This is a genomic window from Streptomyces sp. NPDC032745 (assembly GCF_055579465.1).
The window spans coordinates 406,195-429,793 of sequence record NZ_JBVING010000001.1 but is presented as its reverse complement, the minus strand read 5'-3'; the positions used below and the strand labels follow the sequence as shown (position 1 = coordinate 429,793).

Annotated in this window: 14 protein-coding genes; 5 read left to right on the top strand and 9 right to left on the bottom strand. The window is 72.8% G+C overall.

Annotated features, from left to right (window positions below):
* Positions 1 to 69: 69 nt before the first annotated feature.
* The 4 genes from ACZ5WG_RS01875 to ACZ5WG_RS01860 all read right to left on the bottom strand — a co-directional run bounded on the left by ACZ5WG_RS01875 (position 70) and on the right by ACZ5WG_RS01860 (position 3,698).
* Positions 70 to 399: a hypothetical protein gene (locus ACZ5WG_RS01875; protein WP_468299037.1), complete on the bottom strand. Its 330-nt coding sequence runs from the start codon at positions 397 to 399 to the stop codon at positions 70 to 72.
* A complete protein-coding gene (locus tag ACZ5WG_RS01870; RefSeq protein ID WP_366099924.1) occupies positions 396 to 767 on the bottom strand; it encodes a WhiB family transcriptional regulator in 372 nt (123 codons plus the stop codon). Before ACZ5WG_RS01870 ends, ACZ5WG_RS01875 begins: the two co-directional genes overlap by 4 nt.
* A 184-nt stretch (positions 768 to 951) precedes the next feature.
* Positions 952 to 1,296: a hypothetical protein gene (locus tag ACZ5WG_RS01865; RefSeq protein WP_468719910.1), complete on the bottom strand. Its 345-nt coding sequence runs from the start codon at positions 1,294 to 1,296 to the stop codon at positions 952 to 954.
* Between the two features lie 167 nt (positions 1,297 to 1,463).
* Positions 1,464 to 3,698 carry an ATP-dependent DNA helicase UvrD2 gene (locus tag ACZ5WG_RS01860; RefSeq protein WP_468719909.1) on the bottom strand — a complete coding sequence of 745 codons (2,235 nt, stop codon included), beginning with the start codon at positions 3,696 to 3,698 and terminating at the stop codon, positions 1,464 to 1,466.
* A gap of 131 nt (positions 3,699 to 3,829) precedes the next feature.
* On the opposite strand from ACZ5WG_RS01860, the gene ACZ5WG_RS01855 reads away from it, so the two are divergent.
* Entirely contained in the window at positions 3,830 to 4,090 is a 261-nt protein-coding gene (locus ACZ5WG_RS01855; RefSeq protein ID WP_030291216.1) for a mycoredoxin, read from the top strand.
* A gap of 170 nt (positions 4,091 to 4,260) precedes the next feature.
* On the opposite strand, the gene nudC is transcribed toward ACZ5WG_RS01855, so the two are convergent.
* The 5 genes from nudC to ACZ5WG_RS01830 all read right to left on the bottom strand — a co-directional run bounded on the left by nudC (position 4,261) and on the right by ACZ5WG_RS01830 (position 14,509).
* The gene (gene nudC / locus ACZ5WG_RS01850) at positions 4,261 to 5,202 is read right to left on the bottom strand and encodes an NAD(+) diphosphatase (RefSeq protein ID WP_468719907.1); all 942 of its coding nucleotides are present in this window, start codon (positions 5,200 to 5,202) and stop codon (positions 4,261 to 4,263) included.
* An 83-nt stretch (positions 5,203 to 5,285) separates the two neighbouring features.
* On the bottom strand, positions 5,286 to 6,692 hold the full coding sequence (locus tag ACZ5WG_RS01845) for a dipeptidase (protein WP_468719906.1): 1,407 nt from the start codon (positions 6,690 to 6,692) through the stop codon (positions 5,286 to 5,288).
* Between the two features lie 10 nt (positions 6,693 to 6,702).
* Positions 6,703 to 10,434: a UvrD-helicase domain-containing protein gene (locus ACZ5WG_RS01840; RefSeq protein ID WP_468719904.1), complete on the bottom strand. Its 3,732-nt coding sequence runs from the start codon at positions 10,432 to 10,434 to the stop codon at positions 6,703 to 6,705.
* A gap of 112 nt (positions 10,435 to 10,546) precedes the next feature.
* Complete coding sequence (locus ACZ5WG_RS01835; protein ID WP_468719902.1) at positions 10,547 to 13,918, bottom strand: ATP-dependent helicase; 3,372 nt, start codon at positions 13,916 to 13,918, stop codon at positions 10,547 to 10,549.
* Between the two features lie 234 nt (positions 13,919 to 14,152).
* On the bottom strand, positions 14,153 to 14,509 hold the full coding sequence (locus ACZ5WG_RS01830) for an MGMT family protein (protein WP_468720491.1): 357 nt from the start codon (positions 14,507 to 14,509) through the stop codon (positions 14,153 to 14,155).
* A 110-nt stretch (positions 14,510 to 14,619) separates the two neighbouring features.
* On the opposite strand from ACZ5WG_RS01830, the gene ACZ5WG_RS01825 reads away from it, so the two are divergent.
* The 4 genes from ACZ5WG_RS01825 (at position 14,620) to ACZ5WG_RS01810 (ending at position 23,587) form a co-directional block, all read left to right on the top strand.
* Positions 14,620 to 17,496 carry a lysylphosphatidylglycerol synthase transmembrane domain-containing protein gene (locus tag ACZ5WG_RS01825; protein ID WP_468719900.1) on the top strand — a complete coding sequence of 959 codons (2,877 nt, stop codon included), beginning with the start codon at positions 14,620 to 14,622 and terminating at the stop codon, positions 17,494 to 17,496.
* 474 nt (positions 17,497 to 17,970) lie between these two features.
* Positions 17,971 to 18,405 carry an SseB family protein gene (locus tag ACZ5WG_RS01820; protein ID WP_468719899.1) on the top strand — a complete coding sequence of 145 codons (435 nt, stop codon included), beginning with the start codon at positions 17,971 to 17,973 and terminating at the stop codon, positions 18,403 to 18,405.
* Positions 18,402 to 19,025, top strand: a complete 624-nt coding sequence (locus tag ACZ5WG_RS01815; RefSeq protein WP_468719898.1) for a hypothetical protein — start codon at positions 18,402 to 18,404, stop codon at positions 19,023 to 19,025. Before ACZ5WG_RS01820 ends, ACZ5WG_RS01815 begins: the two co-directional genes overlap by 4 nt.
* The gene (locus ACZ5WG_RS01810) at positions 19,022 to 23,587 is read left to right on the top strand and encodes a putative T7SS-secreted protein (RefSeq protein WP_468719897.1); all 4,566 of its coding nucleotides are present in this window, start codon (positions 19,022 to 19,024) and stop codon (positions 23,585 to 23,587) included. The genes ACZ5WG_RS01815 and ACZ5WG_RS01810 overlap by 4 nt, the downstream gene beginning before the upstream one ends.
* The last annotated feature ends 12 nt before the right edge of the window (positions 23,588 to 23,599 follow it).

Below are 23,599 nucleotides of genomic sequence, written 5' to 3'. Positions count from 1 at the left end.
GGACCGGTCCGTTCGGACCGGTCCCCCGTACGCTGCTGCGCCGCTGGTCAGCGGCAGTTCAGCGGCTGATCAGTGCATGACGGCCATGGCCAGTGCGCGCCGGGCGCGCAGCGAGACGCGCTCGGCTCGCCGCTGCATGCGGCGGGCGGCGACCAGGCGGAGGGCCTGACGCTCGGCGTCGACCTCACGCATGCGGTCGTCCATATGGGCACGAGCCAGGGCTTCTGGGATGAGTTGCATTTCACGGGTCCTGTTCTGACGCGAGGTGATCGCGCCGGCGGTGATGAAGTCTGCGGTGGCGGAGCCGTACGGCTGCTCGCTCGTCGTGTGGGCGGTCATGGAGGCCTGCTTCAAGGGGTCGTGCGTCAGGGGGCGGTCGATGGTTCCGATGGCGGTCATGCCGCAACAACCGGGTTCTTGCGCGGACGGCCACGGGGGCGCTTCCGGGCTACGACGACGCCCTGGACGAACAGCTCGCCACCCCAGACACCCCAGGGCTCGCGGCGCTCGAGCGCACCGGCGAGGCAGGCCTCGACCAGCGGGCAGGTGGCGCACAGGGACTTGGCGTACTCGACGTCCGCCGGGGACTCGGCGAAGAAGACCTCGGGGTCGTAGGTACGGCAGGCGACGGGTACGCCGAGGTTCTCGATGGCGTCGTCGAGCGCGGTCAGCGCGGTGAGGGGAGTCAAGGCGGAGTCCTCCGGGACTGCGGGCGGGGAGATCGTCTGGGTCTGCGGTACGGACGGGGCGTGCGCTTCGAGTTGCACGGTGTTTTCTTCCTCGTCTTGGTTGGCTAGTCGTTCCGGCCGGGTTCGGCCGGGGGCGGCTGGTACCTGGTCTTGCCAGTCCCGAGGCTCCTTCGTGCCGTCGTCCCCGTTCGGGGACAAACAGAAGGGCCGCGGATCCCGGGTGGGGTTCCGCGGCCCTGAAGGCGCCGGCCTGATCATGCGATCAGACTGGATCACTCCAGGGTTCGAGCCCACGGAAGGCCCACATCAGGTGGTGCTGCTGCTTCGTCGTCTGCTTCGTCTTGGCTCCGGCACCGGCTGCGGCCGCGAAGCCATAGGCGCCATGCGCCTGAGCTTCTGCTGCCAGTACTGCCACCGGTGCCTGGGTCGGTCGCTCATTCCGCTCGCTCACAAGGCGCGCGGCGGGCGCGGCCAGCAGGGCGCGGCTGTCAGCGCAAATCGCAGACAGACCGGTACCCAGGAGCGGGAGGAGCGAGGAAGAGCCGAGCATGGAGGAGGCGGCGACCGAGCGATCGGTCATTTTGGTGCTGGTGATGAAGCTGGTCACTGGTCTCGCCTCCTCTCGGCGTCTCGGGGACGGGGCCCGGGGGCCTGTCCCATACGTATTCGGATAAGTACAGCACGGATCCGGAGCTTCGGAGAAGCCACCGTTTCCGTTGCTAAGAACCTATGGGGATTCGCTGGGCATGTGCAAACTATTTTTCCGACGAGTTTCTACGCGTCGTCAGAATCTGCGCTCCCAGGCTCCTGACCTGCGCAGATGGCCAGGACGTCGGCTCCGTACCGGTCGAGCTTGCGGCCGCCGACTCCAGAGATCATCGAGAGCTCGCCCTCCTCGGACGGTGCGGCCTCGGCGATCGCGACGAGCGTCCGGTCCGTGAACACGCAGTACGCGGGCAGCCCCTGCTCCTTCGCCTGGCCCGCGCGCCACTCCCGCAGCCGCTCGTAGAGGCCTTCGTCCATGTCGGACGGGCAGTCGTCGCAGCGCATCAGTTTCAGCTCGCCGGCCTCGATCAGCGTCTTGCCGCACACCCGGCACAGCGCCGGGCCGCGGCGGCCCCGCTTGCGGACCCCCCGCTCGGCCGGGGCGCCCGCGGCGCCCGCTCTGCCGCCCGGGGCCGCAGAGCCCGGCCGGAGCCCGTTCAGGAAGCGGCTGGGGCGTCGGGAGGCCCGGCCGCCCGGAGCCCGGGAGAGAGCCCAGGACAGCGTCAGGTGCAGCCGCGCCCGCGTGACCCCGACGTAGAGCAGCCGGCGCTCCTCCTCCACCTGCTCGTCGGTCTTGGCGTACGTGATCGGCACCATGCCGTCGGTCAGGCCCACGAGGAACACGGCGTCCCACTCCAGGCCCTTCGCCGCATGCAGCGAGGCGAGGGTGACGCCCTGGACGGTCGGGGCGTGCTGGGCGGCCCGGCGCTCGTCCAGCTCGACCGTCAGGTCCGCCAGGGTGGCCCCGGGCCGGCTCCGGGCGAAGTCCTCGGCGAGCCGGACCAGGGCGGCCACGGACTCCCACTGGTCGCGAACCGCGCCGGAGCCGGCGGGCGGCTCGCTGGTCCAGCCGGTGGAGCTGAGCACGGCCCGGACCTGGGAGCCGAGTTCGACGACGTCGTCGAGCAGCGGGTCGTTGCCGCCGGAGCGGGCGGCGCCGCGCAGGGCGAGGATCGCCTTCTGCACCTCGCCCCGCTCGAAGAAGCGCTCGGCGCCGCGCAGCTGGTACGGGACCCCGGCGTCGGCGAGGGCCTGCTCGTAGACCTCGGACTGGGCGTTGATGCGGTAGAGCACGGCGATCTCGCCGGCCGGGACGCCGGCCGCGATCAGGTCCCGGATCCGGATCGCGACGCCCTCGGCCTCGGCGGGCTCGTCGGGGTACTCGGCGTAGACCGGGTCGGGACCGGGCTCGCGCTGGGAGACCAGCTCGAGGCGGTGTTCGGCGGCGCGGCCCCTGGCCTGGGCGAGGAGCCCGTTGGCGAGGTGCACCACCTGGGGGGTGGAGCGGTAGTCCCGGACCAGCTTGACCAGGGTGGCCTGCGGGTAGCGGGTGCGGAAGTTCAGCAGGTGGTCCGGGGTGGCCCCGGTGAAGGAGTAGATCGTCTGGCTGGCGTCGCCGACGACGCAGAGGCTGTCGCGCTCGCCGAGCCACAGGTCCAGCAGCCGCTGCTGGAGCGGGCTGACGTCCTGGTACTCGTCCACCACGAAGTGCTGGTACTGCGTGCGGATCTGCTCCGCGATGTCGTGCCGGTCCTGCAGGATGCCGACCGTGAGCAGCAGCACGTCCTCGAAGTCGATCATGCCGCGGTCGCGCTTGAGCTGCTCGTACGTCCCGTAGATCTGCGCGGTCTCCGCCATGTCCCGGGGGGCTTCGCGGCCCGCCTTGAGGGCGGCCGCCGGATAGTCGGAGGGCACGGTCTGGGTGACCTTCGCCCACTCGATCTCGCCGGTGACGTCGCGCAGCTCGCCCCGGTCGAGCCGGATACGGCAGCGCGCGCCCGCCTCGGCGACCAGCTGGACCTTGCGCTCGACGAGCCGGGGCATCTCGCCGCCGATCGCCTTGGGCCAGAAGTAGTGGAGCTGGCGCAGGGCTGCGGAGTGGAACGTCCGCGCCTGCACCCCGCCCGCGCCGAGGGAGCGCAGGCGGCCGCGCATCTCGCCCGCGGCGCGGTTGGTGAACGTGACGGCCAGCACGCTCGCCGGCATCAGCTGGCCGGAGCGGACCCCGTAGGCGATGCGGTGGGTGATCGCCCGGGTCTTGCCCGTACCCGCGCCCGCCAGCACGCACACCGGCCCGCGCAGGGTCGTCGCGACCTCGCGCTGCTCCGGGTCCAGGCCCAGGAGCACCGCGTCGGCCGAGTCGGCTCCGGCAGGGAAGGATGAGAGGTGCGTTGCTGATGTCACCCCGCCATGCTGCCAGGTCTCCAGGGACGCACGGGAAACCTGTCCACAGGGTGCGGGCATTCGTCGTACCGGCGTCCTTGACGCACGTGACGTACTTGACGTACCGGCCGTACCGCGGGTGCGGGAATGGCCCCGCGGTCCCGTACGTTCGAGTACTCGGACCACCCAGACCCCACAGAGGAGAGCGCAGCATGCAGGACACGGGTTCCGTCACGATGTACAGCACGACCTGGTGCGGCTACTGCCGCCGGCTGAAGACCCAGCTGGACCGGGAAGGCATCGCGTACAACGAGATCAACATCGAGCTGGACCCCGAGTCCGCGGCGTTCGTCGAGAAGGCGAACGGCGGCAACCAGACGGTTCCGACCGTCCTCGTGGTGTCTCCGGCCGGCACCGAGGCCGTCATGACGAACCCGAGCCTGGCCCAGGTCAAGCAGGCCCTCGCCGTCTGACCGACGGGCCCGGCCCGTCGGTGCGCCGCGTGAACAGAGCTGCGTGAACAGAAAGGCCCCCGCCGCGGCGGGGGCCTTCTGCTGTGTGAGAAGCCTTACGTCGTCCGGACCGTCCGGACCGTCCGGACCGTCCGGACCGTCCGGAAGCGTTGCGCCGTCCGTCCCGTGCCTTATACGAGCGGCCGCGGCAGCGGCTCTCCGTACCAGCGCTCGACCAGGCGGGCCGCGATGGAGATCCCCGACGGGGGCACCATCGCGCCGGACTCGAACGCCGCGCGCAGCTCCTCGCGGGAGAACCAGCGGGCCTCCTGGATCTCCTCGCCGTCGACCGTGATCTCCGTGGTGGTGGCGCGCGCCGTGAAGCCCAGCATCAGGCTGTACGGGAACGGCCAGGGCTGGCTGGCGACGTACTCGACCTCGCCGATCCTGACGCCCGCCTCCTCCCACACCTCGCGCACGACCGACTGCTCGATCGACTCGCCCGGCTCCACGAACCCGGCGAGCGTCGAGAAACGCCCCTCCGGCCAGTGCACCTGGCGGCCCAGCAGCGCGCGGTCCTGCTCGTCGGTGACGAGCATGATCACCGCCGGGTCGGTGCGCGGGTAGTGCTCGGCGCCGCAGCCCGGGCAGCGGCGGATGTGCCCGGCGGCCGCGACCACCGTGCGCTCGCCGCAGCGGGAGCAGAACCGGTGCATCCGCTGCCAGTTCTCCAGGGCCACCGCGTGCACCATCAGCCCGGCGTCGCGCGGGGACAGCAGCAGTCCCGCCTCGCGCAGGCCGGCCGCGCGGGCCGACTGGTCCATCCGGCCCGGCAGCGAGTCCTTCTGGAGCGCGAAGTACCGCACGCCGTCCTCGTCGGTGCCGAGGAAGTAGCGGTGCGTCTCGGTGACCGGGGCCTCGAAGGCCGGGGTCATCACGATCCCGGTCTCTCCGTCGGGGGTGTCGTCGATCAGGACCTGACCGCCGGAGACGACGAACACGCGCGTCGTCGGGTGGCTCCAGGCGGCGGCGAGCCAGGCCTCGTCGAGGCGGTGGTGCGCGGCGCGGTCGATTCCGCTGGGCGCGGTGAGCGAGATCGGCTGCTCGGTATGGGTGCTCACAGGTACTTCCAACTCCCCCGGTGGTGGGACAGGCAGGCTCAGTGACTCGTGACTCGGTGCGTGCGGTGCGTGCGGTGCGGTGGTGCGGGCCGGTGTCAGGCGGGCTTCCCGTGGTTGGCGGCCAGGTCGCCCCACAGGTGGGCGGCCGTCTCGACGCCCTTGAGGAGCAGGTCCAGCTCGACCTTCTCGTTCGGCGAGTGCCAGCCGTCGGACGGCACGGAGATGCCGAGGAACAGGACGGGCGCGTCCAGTACGTCCTGGAGGTCCGCCGCGGGTCCGGAGCCGCCCTCGCGGGTGAAGCGGACCTTCTCGCCGAAGGCACGGCCCATGGCCCGTACGACGGACTGCAGCGCCGGGTGGTCCAGCGGCGTCAGGCACGGCCGGGTGGGGGCGCCGAAGACGATGGAGTGGCGGATCCCGTCCGGGATGCGCGCCGCGACCCAGTCCCGGACGGCCGCCTCGACCTCGTAAGGGTCCTGTCCGGACACCAGGCGGAACGACAGCTTCAGGTGGGCGGAGGCGGGGACGATGGTCTTGCCGCCGGGGCCCTGGTAGCCGCCGCCGATGCCGTTGACCTCGGCGGTCGGGCGGGCCCAGACCCGCTCCAGGGTGGAGTAGCCCTTCTCGCCCGCAGCCGCGTGCGACTTGGCCGTACGCAGCCACTCGGACTCGTCGAACGGCAGCTCGGCGATCAGCGCCCGCTCCTCGTCCGTGAGCTCGGCGATGTTGTCGTAGAACCCGGGGATCGTGACCCGCTCGTCGGCGTCGTGCAGCGCCGCGACCAGGCGGGCGGCGACGGTGGCCGGGTTGGGCACGGCCCCGCCGAAGGCGCCGGAGTGGATGTCCTGGTCGGGCCCGTGGAGGTCGATCTCGCAGTCGGCGACGCCGCGCATGCCGGTGCAGACGGTGGGGGTGGTCTCGGACCACATGCCGGTGTCGGAGACGATCACGACGTCGGCGGCGAGGCGCTCCGCCTCGCGCTCGACCAGGGCACGGAAGTTCGGGGAGCCCGACTCCTCCTCGCCCTCGATGAGCAGCTTGAGGTGCACGGCCGGGGCCTCGGCGCCGGTCGCGGCCAGGTGGGCCCGTACGCCGAGGGTGTGGAAGAAGACCTGGCCCTTGTCGTCGGCGGCGCCGCGCGCGTACATCCGGCCGTCGCGGATCACCGGCTCGAACGGGTCGGTGTGCCAGCCGTCGGCGACGGCGGCGGGCTGCACGTCGTGGTGCCCGTAGACGAGGACGGTCGGGGCGTCCGGGTCCGCGCTCGGCCACTCGGCGAAGACGGCGGGCGCGCCGGGGGTCTGCCAGATCTCCGTGACCGGGAAACCGGTCTCCTTGAGCTTGGCGGCGAGCCATTCGGCGCTGCGACGTACGTCGTCCGCGTGCTCGGGCTGGGCCGAGACGGAGGGAATGCGCAGCCACTCGGCGAGATCGTCGAGGAAGGCGGCGCGGTGGGTCTCGATGTACGTGCGGACGACGCTGTCCGCCGGGGTTTCGCTCATGCCTATGAGCCTATCTGTCGGGTTGCCGGTCACTGTCCGTGTCCGGTTTGCCTTGGAGGATCCGCTCAAGACGGGCCCGGTCGGGGAGGTTGCGGGGCCGGATCACGCGGCCGCTGCGGACGTGGAGGAAGACGGCGGAGACCCGGTCGAGGGGGGTTCCGGTGGCTTCCGCCCAGGCCAGGCGGTAGACGGCGAGCTGGAGGGGGTCGGCCTCGGTGGTGCGGCCGGTCTTCCAGTCGACGATCTCGTACGAGTCGTCGTGGTTGCGGTACACGGCGTCGATCCGGCCGCGGATGACGCGGCCGGCGAGGGTGAGCTGGACCGGGACCTCCATGCGGTGGGGGGTGCGCTCGGCGTACTCGCTCCGCTCGAAGGCGGCCTTGAGGGAGTCGAGGTCGGCCTCGTCGGCGATCTCCTGGTCGGAGCCGGGCAGCTCGGTGGCGGGGTCGAGGACGTCGAGGAGCGGTAGGGGGAGTTCGTCGAACCGGGACTCGACCCAGGCGTGGAAGCGCGTGCCCTGGCGTGCCGCGGGCTGCGGGGGCTTGGGCATGGGGCGGGCGAGGTCGCGGGCGAAGCCCTGCTCGTCCGCGGCGAGGCGGAGGAGCTGGCTGGCGGAGAGCGCGGCCGGGAGCTCGACGTCGCGCACGGCGGCGCGCGCACGCCGGAGCTCGCCCTCGAGGGCGTCGAGATCCCGGTCCCAGGAAGCGACGGCCCGAGCCTCCTCGGACGTGAGGCCGGCCCCTCCCGCGGTCCGCCGTCCGCCACGGGCGGGACCCCGGTCGTCGCCGTACGGGCCGGTGACCGCGGGCGGTGGAGTGGGGCGTGGCACGGGCGTGCGCGTGGGCTCGGCGGCCCAGGGCTCGGCGGCCCAGGGCTCGGCGGCCCAGGGCTCGTCGTCCGGCCAGAGGGTGTCGTCCGGCCAGGGGTCGTCGTGGGGTGCGGAGTCCTCCCCCGCCCCGCCCCTTCCCGAAACCGGGGCTCCGCCCCGGACCCCGTGCGTCGGTCCTGCGGCCCGGAGGTCCTCGCCGCCCGGCGCGCCGGAACCGGGCTCGGCACGCGCGTGCGGGATGGCCGCGGTGGCGCCCTGCGGGGAACCGGTGGCCTCGTCCGGGGCCCACAGGTCATAGCCGTCCGGCGCGCCGGCGGCGGGCTCCTCCGCGTACGACGGGTCCTCGCAGTCCGGGGGCCACAGGTAGGGGTCCTGGTCCAGCTCCGGGGCGGGCTCCGGGTCCGGGGTGGCCAGGTGGGACTCGACCAGGGCTGCCGCGGCGCGGCGCAGGGCCAGGGAGTCCGGGTCCAGGGGCAGGGGCCAGGACCGGTCCGGGGTGGACTCGGTGGCGAGCGACGGGTTCTCCGCGTCCGGGTCGGGTTCCTCCGCCCAGGCTTCGATCTCGCCGTGGCCCGCCACGCAGTGGTCGTGGAGCGAGGACAGGAAGGGCGACGGGCCGCGGCGCTTCTTCTGCGTCGGGCCCCACCAGTGTGCCGAGGCCAGGAGGAGCGAGCGGGGGCGGGTGAACGTCACGTAGCCCAGGCGGAGTTCCTCCACCGCCTTGTGCTCCTTCAAGGAGGACTTGAAGGACTTCAGGCCTGCCGAGGTCCACGCCGGATCAGCCGGGAGGGTGGCCGCGTCGCCGCGCAGACCGTACGGCAGGACCTTGGCGTACGAGGTCCACGGCTCCGGGGCCTTCTCCTTCGGGAACGAGCCCGCGCACAGGTCCGGAACGACCACCACGTCCCACTCCAGCCCCTTGGACTTGTGGGCGGTGAGCACCTTCACCGTGTTCTCCCCGCCGGGGAGCGCGTGGTCCAGGCCCTTCTCGTACTGGACCGCCGTGCGGAGGAAGCCGAGGAAGGCCAGCAGGGACGCCTCGCCGTCCAGCGATGCGAAGCCCGCCGCGACGTCCAGGAAGCCGGACAGCGACTCGCGGCGCCGGGCCGCCAGCGCGTGCGGCGACGCCGACAGCTCCACGTCCAGGCCGGTCGCGGCCAGCACCCGGTGCAGTACGTCCATCAGCGGGTCGGCGAGCGAACGCCGCAGGTCGCGCAGTTCCTGGGCCAGGTGCGCGAAACGGACCCTGGCTGCGGGAGAGAACGGCAGGTCGTCCGCCGCGGACGCGGAACCGTCCAGGAACGTCTCCAGCGCGTCCGCCAGCGAGACGATCTCCGCCGGGTCCACGCCCTCCACGGCCGCCGCGAGGCGCTCGTCCGGGTCCACCTCACCCGGCCCGCGGCCGATCAGCTGCCGCGCCCGGCGGCCCAGCAGCGCCAGGTCACGGGCGCCGATCCGCCAGCGCGGGCCGATGAGGAGCCGGACCAGGGAGGCGTTGGCGCCCGGGTCCTGCAGCACCTCGCAGACCGCGACCAGGTCGGCGACCTCCGGGAGGTGCAGCAGTCCCGAGAGCCCGACGACCTCCACCGGCACGTCCCGGGCCACCAGTACGGCCTGGATCTGGGCGAAGTCCCGCGCGGACCGGCACAGCACCGCGATCTCGCGCGGCTCCGTCCCCGTACGGACCAGGTGCGCGACCGAGTCCCCGAGCCACTCCAGCTCCTCGGCGTGCGTGTTCAGCAGGGCGCAGCGGACGGTGCCGGCCTGTTCCTCCCCCGGCGCCGCGCGCAGCGCTTCGACGCCCTCGTGCATGGACCGCAGCGGGGCGGCCAGCCCGTTGGCCAGGTCGAGGAGGCGGCCGCCGCTGCGCCGGTTCTCGCTCAGCGAGAACCGGGTGGCGGGGCTGCCGTCGGCGTGCGGGAAGTGCTCGGGGAAGTCGTCCAGGTTGGCCACGGACGCACCGCGCCAGCCGTAGATCGCCTGGCAGGGGTCGCCGACGGCGGTCACGGCGTGCCCGCTGCCGCCGCCGAACAGGCCGGACAGCAGGAGCCGCTGGGCCACGGAGGTGTCCTGGTACTCGTCGAGCAGGACCACCCGGAACTCCTCGCGCAGCAGCGCCCCGACCTCGGGCCGGGTGGTGGCCAGCTGCGCGGAGAGGGCTATCTGGTCGCTGAAGTCGAGCAGGTCCCGGGAGCGTTTGGCGGCGCGGTAGCGCTCGGTCAGCTCCAGCAGCTCGAGCCGGCCGCGCACGGCCTCGGGGACCTTGCGCAGGTCGTCGTTGGTGAGCCTGGTGGTGGCGAGGGTGTCGAGGAGTTCGGTGTCGTACGCGCGCAGCTCGGCCGGGGTGACCAGGTGCTCGGAGAGCTCCCCGTCGAGCGCGAGCAGGTCGCTGACCAGGTCGGGGACGGATTTGGTGAGCGCCGGGTACGGGCCGGGCGCCTCGCGCAGCACACGCGCGGCGAGCTGGAAGCGGGTGGCGTCGGCGAGCAGCCGGGCGCTGGGCTCCAGGCCGATGCGCAGGCCGTGGTCCTTCAGGAGCTGGCCGGCGAAGGCGTGGTACGTGGAGATGCGCGGCTCGCCGCCGGCCGCGTCGGCGTCGGCGTCGGCCGGAGAAGGGTCCGGGTCGCTGATGCCGGCCCGCGCGAGAGCCTTGCGTACGCGCTCGGCGAGCTCGCCGGCGGCCTTGTTGGTGAAGGTCAGGCCGAGGACCTGCTCGGGCGCGACCGCTCCGGTGCCGACCAGCCAGACCACCCGGGCGGCCATGACCGTGGTCTTGCCGGAGCCGGCGCCGGCAACGATGACCTGCGGGGCGGCCGGGGCGGTGATGCAGGCCAGCTGTTCGGGCGTGAAGGGGATGCCGAGGAGCTCCTTGAGCTGCTCGGGGCCGGTGAGGACGGACGGACGCGCGGACACGTGAAGAGGCTAGCCGGACCCACGGACACTCCCGGCCGCCGTCTCACCGGCCGGCCGGTCGCGGGGCGGCGGGCCCTGCTGCCCGCGGGCCCGGCGGGTTCGGCCGTGTGACTCACTCCACCGTCTGGCGGCCCTCCGGGCGCGCGCTGCAGGAGCTGCGGAAGGAGCAGTGGTCGCAGTGCTTGCCGGTCGCGGGCGCGAAGCGCTCGTCCAGGACCCGGCCGGCGGCGGTGGCGAGCAGGTCGCCGACCCATTCGCCGTTCAGCGGCAGCTGCGCCTGGATCTTGGGCACCGCGTCGCCGCCGTCGCGCTGGGCGGCGCCCTGGCGCAGCTGCACCAGCTCGGCACCGCCCGCCTCGGGGCGCAGCCCGTCGAAGACCTCGTCGACGGCGCCTTTGCGTACGGCGAGCTGGTACACGGCGAGCTGGGGGTGTCGTGCGACCTCGTCCTTCGTGGGCGCGGCCTTGCCGGTCTTGAAGTCGACGACGTACGCACGCCCCTGGGGGTCCGATTCGACCCTGTCCATGGCACCCCGGATCCGGACGGTGTGGTCGCCCGCTTCGAGCGTGACGTCGAACGCGTGCTCCGTGGCCACGGAGGCCCGGCCCGCGCGGTCGGTGGTGTGCCAGCGCAGGAAGCGCTCCAGGGCGGCGCGGGCGTTGTCCTTCTCCTGGCGGGATTTCCACGGGGCGTCGAAGGCGAGGGCGTCCCACACGGAGTCGAGGCGTTCCATCAGGACGGCGAGGTCGGCGGGGGTGCGGCCGGAGGCGACCTCGTCGGCGAGGACGTGGACGACGTTGCCGAAGCCCTGGGCGGCGGTGGAAGGGGCGTCGGCCTTGACCTCGCGGCCGAGGAACCACTGGAGGGAGCAGGTGTTGGCGAGCTGCTCCAGGGCGCTGCCGGAGAGGGCGACGGGCCGGTCCCGGTCGCGCAGCGGGACGCTGCTGCGGGTGGGCTCGTACAGCCCCCACCAGCGCTGCGGGTGCGCGGCGGGGACCAGCGGGCGGTCGTCCTCGTCGGTGAGCGCGGCGAGGCGGGCGAGGCGGCGGGCGGCGGCGTCGCGGAGCGCGGGCGAGGCGTCGGGGTCGACGGTGGTGGCGCGCAGCTCGGCGACGAGGGCGGGGACGGCGAGGGGGCGGCGCGGGCGGCCGGTGACGTCCTTGGGGGTGACTCCGAGCTCGGTGAGGAAGCGGGAGGGCTGGTCGCCGTCCTCGGCGGGGGCCTTGACGGCGGTGACGACGAGGCGGTCGCGGGCGCGGGTGGCGGCGACGTAGAAGAGCCGGCGCTCCTCGGCGAGGAGCGCGCCGGGGGGAAGGGGCTCGGCGAGGCCGTCCCGGCCGATGCGGTCGGCTTCGAGGAGGGAGCCGCGGCGGCGCAGGTCGGGCCAGAGCCCTTCCTGTACGCCGGCCACGACGACGAGTCGCCACTCCAGGCCCTTGGAACGGTGGGCGGTCATGAGGCGGACGGCCTCGGAGCGGGTGGCGCGGGTGGTGAGGGTGTCGGCGGCGATGTCCTCGGCCTCGAGCTGTTCGAGGAAGTTGAGGGCGCCGCGGCCGCCGGTGCGCTCCTCGGCGCGGGCAGCGGTGTCGAAGAGCGCGCAGACGGCGTCGAGGTCGCGGTCGGCGTTGCGGCCGGCCGCGCCGCCGCGGCGGGCGCCCCGCTCCAGGCGCTGGGGCCAGGGGGTGCCCTCCCAGAGGGTCCACAGGGCCTCTTCGGCGGTGCCGCCGCCCTCCAGGAGCTCGCGGGCCTTGCGCAGGAGCAGTCCGAGGCGCTGCGCTCCGCGGGCGTAGGCGGGGTCGTGGGCGGTGAGCCGTTCCGGCTCGGCGAGGGCGCGCGCGAGCAGCACGTCGGACGGGGCCGGCACCTTGATGCCGGCGGCCCGCTCCTCGTCGCGCAGGGCCCTGCCGAGCCGCCGGAGATCGGCGGCGTCCATCCCGCCGAGCGGCGAGCCGAGCAGCGCGAGCGCCGCCTCGACCCCGACCCACCCCGCGTCGACGCCACCGCCTGCGGCGGGCCCGGAGTCGGTGGTGTCGCCTGCTGCGGACCCGGACCCGGCGGCGCTGCCGGCGGCGCTGTCGGCGACGGGGGCGGCGGACTCGGCGGCGCTGTCTGCGACGGGGGCGGCGTGCTGCCCGGCAGGGATCGGGGTGGCGGCTGCGCGGAGGGCCGTGATGAGGGGGGTTATCGCCGGTTCGTGGCGCAGGGGGGTGTCCGAGCCGTCCGTTTCGGCCGGGACTCCCGCCGAGATCAGGGCGCGGCGCATCGCCGGGAGGGTGCGGCCGCCGGAGCGGACCAGGACGGCCATGTCCTGCCACGGCACGCCGTCCTCCAGGTGTGCCCGGCGCAGGATGTCGGCGATGTTGTCCAGTTCGGCGCCGGCCGTGGGGTACGTGAACACCTCCACCCCGCCGCCCTCCCGGACCGGGGCCAGGGCGCGGTGGGCGCGGACCGCTGCCGACGGGAGGCGCGGGACCGGCATGCGGGACGTCAGCAGGCGGGTCGCCGCGAGGAGGCCGGCGCCCGAGCGGCGGCCCACCGTCAGGGCGTGCACCGCGGCTCCCGGGAAGGAGCCCTCGAAGTCCAGGATGTTGTTGATGTCGGCGCCGCGGAAGGCGTAGATCGACTGGTCCGGGTCGCCGAACGCGACCAGCGTGCCGGCCGGCCCGGCCAGGGCCCGCAGCAGCCGCAGCTGGGAGGCGTCCGTGTCCTGGTACTCGTCCACGTAGATCACGTCGTAGGACAGAGCGAGGGAGGGCGTGCGCTCCGCCAGCAGGACCGCTCGGTGCACGAGCTCCGCGTAGTCCAGCGTGCCCTGCATGTCGAGGACGTCCAGGTATTCGGAGAGGAACGCGGCCGCCGCCTTCCAGTCCGGGCGGCCCAGCCGGGTCGCGAACGCGTCCAGCGCCGCCGGGCCGAGGCCCAGCTCGCGGGCGCGGGCGAGCACCGCGCGGACCTCGTCCGCGAAGCCGCGCGTGGTCAGTGCGGCCCGCAGGTCGTCCGGCCAGCGGATGGAGCGGATGTGGCGCTGGCCCTCCAGCAGGGTGCGGACCGTCACGTCCTGTTCCGGCCCGGACAGCAGGCGCAGCGGATCCGCGAACAGGTCGGTGTCCTGGTGGGCGCGGACCAGCCCGTAGCAGAAGGAGTGGAACGTGGTGGCCTGCGGAGCCCGCGCCCCGCCGAGCCGCAGGGCGGCCCGGTCGCGCAGCTCCACGGCCGCCTTGCGGCTGAAGGTGAGGATCAGGATCCGGGCGGGGTCCGTCCCGGCTTCGACACGGGCCGCGGCCGCCTCGACCAGTGTGGTCGTCTTCCCGGTTCCCGGTCCGGCCAGGACGAGGAGCGGTCCGCCGGTGTGATCAACCACCGCCTGCTGCGCTGCGTCCAGAACAGGGGGATCCACCCGCTGCGGCCCGGTGCGCACGAGGCGGTACGCGTCGGGGGTCCGCGTGCGCCGCCGCTCGGAGCGGTCGGATGGAGAGGTGATCACGTGGGGTGCCGGTCCAGGTCCTGGTGGGTCTGCGGTTACTGCGGTTGCTGCGCTCGCTGCGGGTTCCGCGACCGCTGCCGCGCTTGCCGAAGAGGCAACGCTACGGCAACCGGCGGGTCCCGCGCAGTTCCCCGAGGTCCGGGCGGGGAGGCCGCAGCGGCCTTCGCCGGTCGCCCGTACCGTCGCCCGTACGGGCGCCCGACCGCCCGCCCGGGCCCCGCATGGACGAAGCTGTCAGATGTGACCCTCGTCCCGTGCGGCGCGCTCCTCCAGCCCGTCCCAGCGCGCCCGCGGCATGTTCAGCCGCGCCTCGCCGTCGGCGGTCAGACGCAGCGGGGTGGCCTCCGCGCGGTAGTGCTCCAGGGCCCCGTGCTCGCTGCCGGGCAGGGGTCGCCCGTCCGCCCTGACCACCCGCCACCAGGGGACGGCTCCCCCGTAGAGGGCCATCACGCGCCCGACTTGGCGCGGTCCGCCCTCGCCGAGCCATTCGGCGACGTCCCCGTACGTCATCACCCGGCCGGGCGGAATCCGCTCGGCCGCCTCCAGCACCCGCTCCGCGTACGCGGGCAGCTCTTCGCTCATTCCGCCCATGGTGCCGTACATCACGGACCGGTTCCCGGAAGGTTTCCTTCCGTACCGGCGCGCACCCTGATGCCCCGCCCGCCGGTCGGTCCGTGCCACCATCTTCCGGGCGGTGACTGGTGATACGTGATCAAGAAGAGACGGATGTGACGACGAAGGAGCAGGGTGTGAGCCCTCCGGACGGCGCGGCTGAGGACGACGGCACGCGCCCAGACCCGCGCCCCGGGAAGCTCCCCGACGAGCTCCCCGGCCGGGCCGCACCCGAACCCGGGACAGGGGCCGCACCCGAACCCGGTCCCCGGGCCCGGGCCGGCTCCGGAGCCGGGGAGCAGCCCGACGCGGCCGGCTCCGAGGGGCCGCACGGGCGCTCCTCCGCGTCCGCCGACCAGGTCGAGGTCGACGAGCCGCTGCTCGCCGCCCGCGTCCACCGGCCGTCCGACCTCGTACGCCTTCTCGTCGGCGTCCTCGGCATCGCCGTCGTCCTCGCCATCGCCGCCTTCGCCCACCGCACCACCGCCGGCCTCGAGGCCGACATCTCCCAGGGCACCGGCGCCGCGCCCGATCTGCTGATCAAGGTCGCCGGGCTGGTGTCCAGCATCGCCGTGCTGCTCGTACCCGTGGCCTTCGCCATCGAGCGGCTGATCAAGCGGGACGGCCTGCGCATCGCCGACGGCGTGCTCGCCGCCGTCCTCGCGCACGGCGTGACCCTGGCCACCGACCTGTGGGTCTCCCAGGCCGCCTCCGACACCATCCAGGAGGCCCTCACCCGTCCCACCAGCGTCGGCGGCCCCCTCACCGACCCGGTGCACGGCTACCTCGCGCCCGTCATCGCCTACATGACCGCCGTCGGCATGACCCGCAGGCCGCGCTGGCGGGTCGCGCTGTGGGTGGTGCTGCTGCTCGACGCCTTCGCGATGCTGGTGAGCGGGTACACCACCCCGTTCTCGATCATCCTGACCGTGCTCATCGGCTGGAGCGTCGCGTACGGGACCCTGTACGCCGTCGGCTCGCCGAACGTCCGCCCCACCGGGCAGACCCTCCTCGCCGGCCTGCGCCGGGTCGGCTTCAAGCCGGTCAGCGCCATGCGCGCGGAGCTCCCGGACGGCGCCGACGCCTCGGAGGTGAGCGACCGGGGCCGCCGGTACCACGTCACGCTGGAGGACGGCCCGCCGCTCGACGTCACCGTCGTCGACCGCGAGCAGCAGGCCCACGGGTTCTTCTACCGGGTCTGGCGCCGGCTCACGCTGCGCGGCATCACGACCCGGCGCAGCCTGCAGTCGCTGCGCCAGGCGTTGGAGCAGGAGGCGCTGCTCGCGTACGCGGCCATCGCGGCCGGGGCCAACGCGCCGAAGCTGATCGCCACCTCCGAGCTCGGCCCGGACGCCGTGATGCTCGTGTACGAGCACCTTGACGGCCGGCCCCTGGACGCGCTCGCCGACGAGGAGATCACCGACGACCTGACCCGCAGCACGTGGAAGCAGGTGCGGGCGCTCCAGTCGCGGCGGATCGCGCACCGGCGGCTCACCGGCGACGCGCTCGTGGTGGATCGTTCCGGCAATGTCGTCCTCACCGACCTGCGCGGCGGCGAGATCGCGGCCGGCGACCTGGTGCTCCGGATGGACATCGCGCAGCTGCTGACCACGCTCGGCCTGCGGATCGGCGCGGAGCGCGCGGTGGCCTCGGCGGTGTCGGTGCTCGGCCCGGACGCGGTGGCGGACTGCCTGCCGCTGCTCCAGCCGATCGCACTGAGCCGCTCCACCCGGGCGACGCTGCGCAGGCTGGCCCGGGAGCGGGCCGACCGGCAGCGGGAGGCCGTACTGGAGTCCTCTCGGGCGGCGAAGGCGGCGCGCGAGGCGGCTGCGGAGGAAGCGAAGCCGGACAAGGCCGGCAAGCCGGGCGGCAAGGCCGGAGCCAAGTCGGCGGCGGCCACGGCCGCGGAGAAGAAGGCCGAGAAGAAGGCGCTGGACGACGCGCTCGACGGGGCCCGCGAGGAGGATCTGCTGAGCCAGATCCGCCAGCAGGTGCTGCTGATCCGCCCGCAGGCGCCGGTGGAGCCGGCCCGGCTGGAGCGGATCCGGCCGCGCACGCTGGTGTCGTTCATCGCGGGTGCGTTCGGTGCGTACTTCCTGCTCACGCAGCTGGCGCACGTGGACTTCGCGACGATCGTCGGCGAGGCGCAGTGGGGCTGGGTGGGGGCCGCGCTGGCCTTCTCGGCGCTGACGTACTTCGCGGCGGCGATGAGCCTGCTGGGCTTCGTACCGGAGCGGGTGCCGTTCCTGCGGACGGTGGTCGCGCAGGTGGCGGGGTCGTTCGTGAAGCTGGTGGCGCCGGCGGCGGTCGGCGGTGTCGCGCTGAACACGCGGTTCCTGCAGCGGGCCGGGATCCGGCCGGGGCTGGCGGTGGCGAGCGTGGGTGCCTCGCAGCTGTTCGGGCTGGCGAGCCACGTCCTGCTGCTGCTGGCCTTCGGCTACCTGACGGGTACCGAGAAGACCCCGGAGATGACCCCGTCCCGGACGGTCATCGCGGGTCTGCTGACGGTGGCGGTGCTGGTGCTGGTGGTGACGGCGGTGCCGTTCCTGCGGAAGTTCGTGGCGACGCGGGTGCGGGCGCTGTTCGCGGGTGTCGTGCCGCGCATGCTGGACGTGCTCCAGCGGCCGCAGAAGCTCATGACGGGCATCGGCGGCATGCTGCTGCTGACCGGCTGCTTCGTGATGTGCCTGGACGCGTCGATCCGGGCGTTCGGGGGCGGCCAGGCCATCAGCTACGCGAGCATCGCGGTGGTCTTCCTGGCGGGCAACGCACTGGGGTCGGCGGCGCCGACGCCGGGCGGAATCGGCGCCGTGGAGACGACGCTGACGCTGGGCCTGATCGCGGCCGGGCTGGACAAGGAGGTCGCCATCTCGGCGGTACTGCTGTTCCGCCTGATGACGTTCTGGCTGCCGGTACTGCCGGGCTGGATTTCGTTCAACTACCTGACCCGCAAGGAAGCCATCTAGCTCCGCGGGGGGGCAGGGGGCGTCCGGGGCTCCGCCCCGAACCCGCGCCTCGACCGCCGGCGGGGCCACCCTCGCCGCCGCGTCCGACTGGTCGCGCCCGCCGCGCCGGACGATCGGCGCGGCCCAATTCCATCTGCACACCGGCCAGTGGCGCGACGACACCCTCCCGGCCCCCTCGCAGCCCGCGTCACCCGCTGGGGCGGCGCCCTCCCCAAGTACGACGTGGGCCACCGCGCCCGCAGTCACCCGCGTCCGCGATGCGACGTCAGAGCTCCCGGGCCTCGCCCTCTACGGCGCGGCGTACGAGGGTGTAGGCATGGGGTCTGCATCGCCACGGCCCGCACGGCAGCGCGCGAAACCCTCTCCGCCCCTGACGCCGTCTCAATATGTGCGCCGGGCAAGGCGCAAAGTTGGATCCCACTCGAACACCCCCCAGAATTGCGTTCGATTGCAAACGGTGTGGGGGGTGTCGGAATGGGGTTCGACGAGGAGTGGGGCCGACTGCGGACGGAGGCCGCGGGGCGAGCACACGAGCCCGTCACCGGTCCCTTCGAGTCGGCCCGCGCAGCGGTACTGGAGCGGCTGGAAGACTTCCGCAACCGGGCGGCGCTCGTTCCGCTGGACGAGCAGGGCGGCCTGTGGACCGCCGAACTCGGCGGCCTGGACTGGATCTGCGCGTTCTCCGACGAGGAGGCGCTGTCCCGGTTCGCCGTGGCGCGGGACGATGCCTCGCGGGAATGGACGTACCGGCGCGTCACCGGAGCCCGGCTGCTCGATGAGCTCATCCCGGCGCTGGACTTCCCCTGCGGGGTGGCCCTGAACGCGGCCGGCCCCGACGGCGCGGTTTTCCCGCCCATGCGCGGAATCGTTCCTGCCACGGCAGCGCTCGACGGGGAGGCTGCCGCGTGAGCGGGGATCAGCCGGATCTGGACGTCTCGAAGCAGGCGTTGGATGAGATCGCGAAGGGCATCACGGACACGCTGTCCGAGCTGGAGGAACTCGGCATGGTCGGTACGGCCGGCATGGGCCGCGGTTTCTCCCACCTCGGCCTCTCCGGCATGCAGACGGGCCACGACAGCCTGGCCTCCACCCTCAGGACGTTCTGCCAGCGCTGGGAGTGGGGGGTGCGATCCCTGGTCCAGCAGGGGAACACGTTCGCGGCGAACGTGGGCCTGTCGGCAGGCCTCGTCCACGAGCAGGAGCAGAACATCCAGGGCAGTTTCAAGGTCGCCGTGAACGCGGCCTGGGGCAACCCGTACGCCTCCGAGGACGACATCACCGGGAAGGGCTGGGGCGATGTCATCTCGGACAACCCCTTCACCCAGATCCGCGACGCCGACTACAGCCGCGAGTCCTTCGACCGCTCCTCGGGGAACATCAAGGAGGCCTGGAAGGGTGCGGCCCACGACGTGAACAGCTCCGACATGCTCCTGAGCAACCAGGTCATCGACGCGGCCGGCCTGCGCGGCGAAGTGGACGACGCCGTCGAGGACGTGCTCGGCCCGGCACCGGAAGGCCACGGCCGATGACGGACTGGGGACGGCTGGTCGGCAAGGGCCTGGACCACGCAAGAGAGTTCACGGGACATGTCGTCGACAAGGCTTCCGAGGGGCTCGGCAGGGCCCTCGACACGGCCGGCGCGCATGACCTGGCGGACAAGGTCGAGGACTTCGGCGACGATGTCGCCTCGAAACTCGGAGTATCCGTACGCGAGCAGGAACTCGGCCAGACCGAGCAGGCCAACGAACTGGTCCACGGCTCACCGTCCGCAATACGCGAAACCATCAAGCACTTCCAGGACTTCCAGGCCGCCTTCGACCGGGTCGGCGAGGGCATGCGCGCCCTGGACTCGGGCCACTGGAAGGGCGCGGCGGCCGACGCCTTCCGCGCCAAGTTCGCGATGCACCCGACGGAATGGCTGCACGCGGCCGACGCCTGCGAGGCGGCCGCCGGTGCACTCCTGCGCTACATGGAGACGCTGGAGTGGGCCCAGCGCCAAGCCCAGGCGGCGATCGACGCTTACAAGGCCGCCGAGAAGGCGTCGAAGGACTCGGAGGACGCACACAGGACGAAAACCGAGGCCTACAAGGCAGACCTTGCAACGGGCCGCGACGCCGGACCGGAACCGGTCCTCGGCGCCGACCCGGGCAAGGCGGGCCGCCAGGAGGCCAAGGACCACCTCAACGAGGCCCGCCGCCAGCGCGACGAAGCCGCTTCGGCAGCCGAGCGGGCGCTCACCGCAGCCCTGGAGCACGCCCCGGCCGCACCGTCGGGGATGAAGCAGGTCCTGGCCGAGTTCGCCGACTACGAAGGCGCCCAGGCAGTGGAGTTCGGCCACTTCTTCGGCGGAGTCGTCAAGGGCACGGCCGGCCTCCTCAACTTCGGCCGCGGCCTCAACCCCGCGGACCCCTACAACCTCACCCACCCCGCCGAATACGAGGAGCACCTCAACACGACCCTCGCGGGCCTCGTCTCCGCGGCCTCCCACCCCGAGCGCATTCCCGGTCCCATGCTCGACAGCTTCCTGGAGGACCCGAGCGAGTTCCTGGGCCGGCTCGTCCCCGAACTCTTCGGCACCAAGGGCACGGTAGGCGCCGCCCGTACCAGCGTCCGCCTCGCTGAGGAAGGAGCGGAGACCGCAGCCCGGAAGGAGGCGACGCGGGCCGCGCAGCAGGCCGAGACGGAAGCCGCGGCGCGCGCCAAGAAGGAGGACCTGACCTGCCGTGAGGACCCCGTCGACATGGCGACGGGCCGGATGATCCTCCCGCAGACGGACCTCGTGCTCCCCGGCTCACTGCCTCTGGTGTTCAGCCGTACCTTCGAATCCTCGTACCGCTCGGGACGGTGGTTCGGCCCGACCTGGGCCAGTACGGTCGACCAACGCCTGGAGGTCGACGAGGAAGGTGTCATCCTCGTCCGCGAGGACGGCAGCCTGCTCGCCTACCCGGTCCCCGAGCCCGGGATCGCCGTCCTGCCCTCTCACGGCCAGCGCTGGCCGCTCACCCTCGACGCCGACGGCGCGTACACGGTGACCGACCCCGAGTCCGGGCACGTCCGCCACTTCGCGCAGGACGGCGCAATCCTGCAGGTCGACGACCGCAACGGCGCCTGGATCGCCTTCTCGTACGACGAGTCCGGCGCCCCGAGCAGCATCTCGCACAGTGGCGGCCACGAGCTGCGCCTGACGTCGTCGGGCGGCCGGATAACCGGCCTCGCCCTGGCGGACGGCACCCAAGTCCTCCGCTACGGCTACACGGACGGCCACCTCACCGACGTCACGAACTCCTCCGGCCGCCCCCTGCGCTTCGGCTACGACGAACTGGGCCGGATCACCTCCTGGACCGACACCAACGACCGCCACTTCGACTACGTCTACGACGAGCAGCACCGCTGCATCGCGCAGTCCGGCACCAACGGCCACCTCAACGTCCGCTTCACGTACGAGCCGGGCCGCACCACCCTGATCGACTCCCTGGGCCACCGGACCCAGTTCCTGGTCAACGACCGCGCCCAGATCACGGCGGAAATCGACCCCACGGGCGCAACCACCCACTTCACCCACGACGCGTACAACCGCCTGCTTTCCCGCACGGACCCGCTCGGCCACACCACCCGCTTCGGCTACGACGAACAGGGCCGGCTCACCAAGGTGGTCCGCCCGGACGGCCGCGAGGTCCACGCGGCGTACGGCACCCTGGGGCTGCCGGTCGAGGTCGTCCTTCCCGACGGCCGGGTGACCCGGCAGACGTACGACGACCACGGCAACCGCACCTCCGTCACCGATCCGTCCGGCATCACGACCCGGTTCTCGTACGACACCCGCCGCCATCTGTCCGCAGTGACGGACGCCTCGGGCCATACGACGGCGGTGCGCTGCGACGCGGCGGGCCAGGTGGTGTCCGTCACGGACCCGCTCGGCGCGACGACGACGTACACCCGCGACGCCTTCGGCCGCCCGATCGCCGTCACCGACCCGCTGGGCCACACCACCCGCTTCACATGGAGCGTCGAAGGCCGCCCGCTGCGCCGTCTGAACCCCGACGGCAGCACGGAGTCGTGGACGTACGACGGTGAAGGAAACTGCCTGACCCACACGGACGCGGTGGGCGGGGTGACCGTCTCCGAGTACGGCGACTTCGACCTCCTCGTCGCCCGGACCGGCCCGGACGGCGCCCGTTACTCCTTCGCGCACGACACGCAGCTCCGCCTCACCGGAGTCACCAACCCGCAGGGCCTCACCTGGGACTACGCCTACGACCCGGCCGGCCGCCTGGCCGCCGAGACGGACTTCGACGGCCGCACCCTCACGTACGGCCACGACGGCGCCGGCCGCCTCAGCACGCGCACCAACGCGGTGGGCGAGACCACGAGGTACGAGCACAACGTGCTCGGCCAGGTCCTTCGCAAGGACGCCGCCGGTCTGGTCACGACGTATGCGTACGACGTCTTCGACGCCCTCTCGAGTGCGGTGTCCCCGGACGCAACGGTCACCTGGCTGCGCGACGAGGCAGCCCGGCTGCTCGCGGAGACGGTCGACGGCCGCACCCTCACGTACGGCTACGACGCCCTGGGCCGGCGCACGAGCCGCACCACCCCCACGGGGGCCGAGTCCTCGTGGTCGTACGACGCGGCGGGGAGGCGCTCGACGCTGACCACTGCGGGTCGCACGTTGAGCTTCGACCGGGACGCGGCGGGCCGGGAACTGACCCGCACGCTGAACCCGTCGCTCTCCCTCACCCACGAGTACGACGACATGGGCCGCCGGACCGCGCAGTCGGTCGTGGGCCAGGACGGGCGGACCCTTCAGCGCCGCGGCTACAGCTACCGGGCGGACGGCTACCTCACCGGCATCGACGACTCGCTGACCGGCCACCGCACCTTCACCCTCGACCCAGCGGCCCGCGTCACGGCGGTGGATGCCGCGTCCTGGTCGGAGCGGTACGCGTACGACGAGGCCGGCAACCAGACGCATGCCTCGTGGCCAGCCCGTCACCCGAGTGCGGACGCGCAGGGCGAGCGCACGTACGCGGGCACCCGCATCACGCACGCGGGCTCGGTCCGGTACGAGCACGACGCGCTGGGCCGCGTGGTGCTCCGCCAGAAGACCCGCCTGTCCCGCAAGCCGGACACGTGGCGCTACGAATGGAACGCGGAAGACCAGCTCACGGCGGTCATCACCCCGGACGGCACGCGGTGGCGGTACACGTACGACCCCCTGGGCCGCCGCACCGCCAAGCGACGCCTGTCGGAAGACGGCACAGTGGTGGAAGAAGTCCTGTTCACCTGGGACGGCACCACCCTCTGCGAACAGACCACCGGCGGCGTCACCGTCACCTGGACCCACCAGGGCCTGCACCCCCTCACCCAGACGGAACGCCTCGACCAGGCGGAGGTCGACGACCGCTTCTTCGCGATCGTCACCGACCTGATCGGCACTCCGACCCAGCTCCTCGCCGAGGACGGCACGACGGCGTGGCGCACCCGCACCACCCTGTGGGGCACCACGACCTGGAACCGAGACGCGACGGCGTACACCCCGCTCCGCTTCCCGGGCCAGTACTACGACCCGGAGTCGGGCCTCCACCACAACTACTTCCGCACGTACGACCCCGAAACGGCCCGCTACCTCTCTCCGGACCCCCTGGGCCTCACCCCGGCCCCGAACCCCGCAACGTATATCGCCAACCCCCACACCTGGTCGGACCCTGTCGGCCTGGCGCCGTGCCCGCAAATTGACGGGCGGAAACTTGATTACCTATTCGACAGCAACATCAAGGCCGACGCCCATAACACCCCGAGGGCAAATCAGAACGCACAGCAACTGAAGAGCATTGGATTTGGCGACACCCCCGCATCGCGCGAGTACGTCCACAACCATCTGGTGAAAGCCACACAGAACGGCTTCGAACGAACCTTCAGTAACGAATGGGGGGAGTTTGGCGAAACACATTCTGTCATAATGGGCCCTAACGGAATAAGGGGGGTTGAATCAACATGGCAGATCATGCCTGACGGAAGCCTGAGGTTCTCCACCGCCATTTTCAAGGGAGGCAAATGGTGGACCAACATCGAGCCCCCACCGGCAAGGTAGGCCTTCAGCCGT

Bases quoted from the DNA above. Each gene is read 5' to 3' on its own strand.
- ACZ5WG_RS01810 (WP_468719897.1), top strand. From the start codon at position 19,022: ATGACGGACTGGGGACGGCTGGTCGGCAAGGGCCTGGACCACGCAAGA.
- ACZ5WG_RS01855 (WP_030291216.1), top strand. From the start codon at position 3,830: ATGCAGGACACGGGTTCCGTCACGATGTACAGCACGACCTGGTGCGGC.
- ACZ5WG_RS01860 (WP_468719909.1), bottom strand. From the start codon at position 3,698: ATGCCCGCACCCTGTGGACAGGTTTCCCGTGCGTCCCTGGAGACCTGG.
- ACZ5WG_RS01820 (WP_468719899.1), top strand. From the start codon at position 17,971: ATGGGGTTCGACGAGGAGTGGGGCCGACTGCGGACGGAGGCCGCGGGG.
- ACZ5WG_RS01845 (WP_468719906.1), bottom strand. From the start codon at position 6,692: ATGAGCGAAACCCCGGCGGACAGCGTCGTCCGCACGTACATCGAGACC.
- ACZ5WG_RS01830 (WP_468720491.1), bottom strand. From the start codon at position 14,509: ATGGGCGGAATGAGCGAAGAGCTGCCCGCGTACGCGGAGCGGGTGCTG.
- ACZ5WG_RS01875 (WP_468299037.1), bottom strand. From the start codon at position 399: ATGACCGCCATCGGAACCATCGACCGCCCCCTGACGCACGACCCCTTG.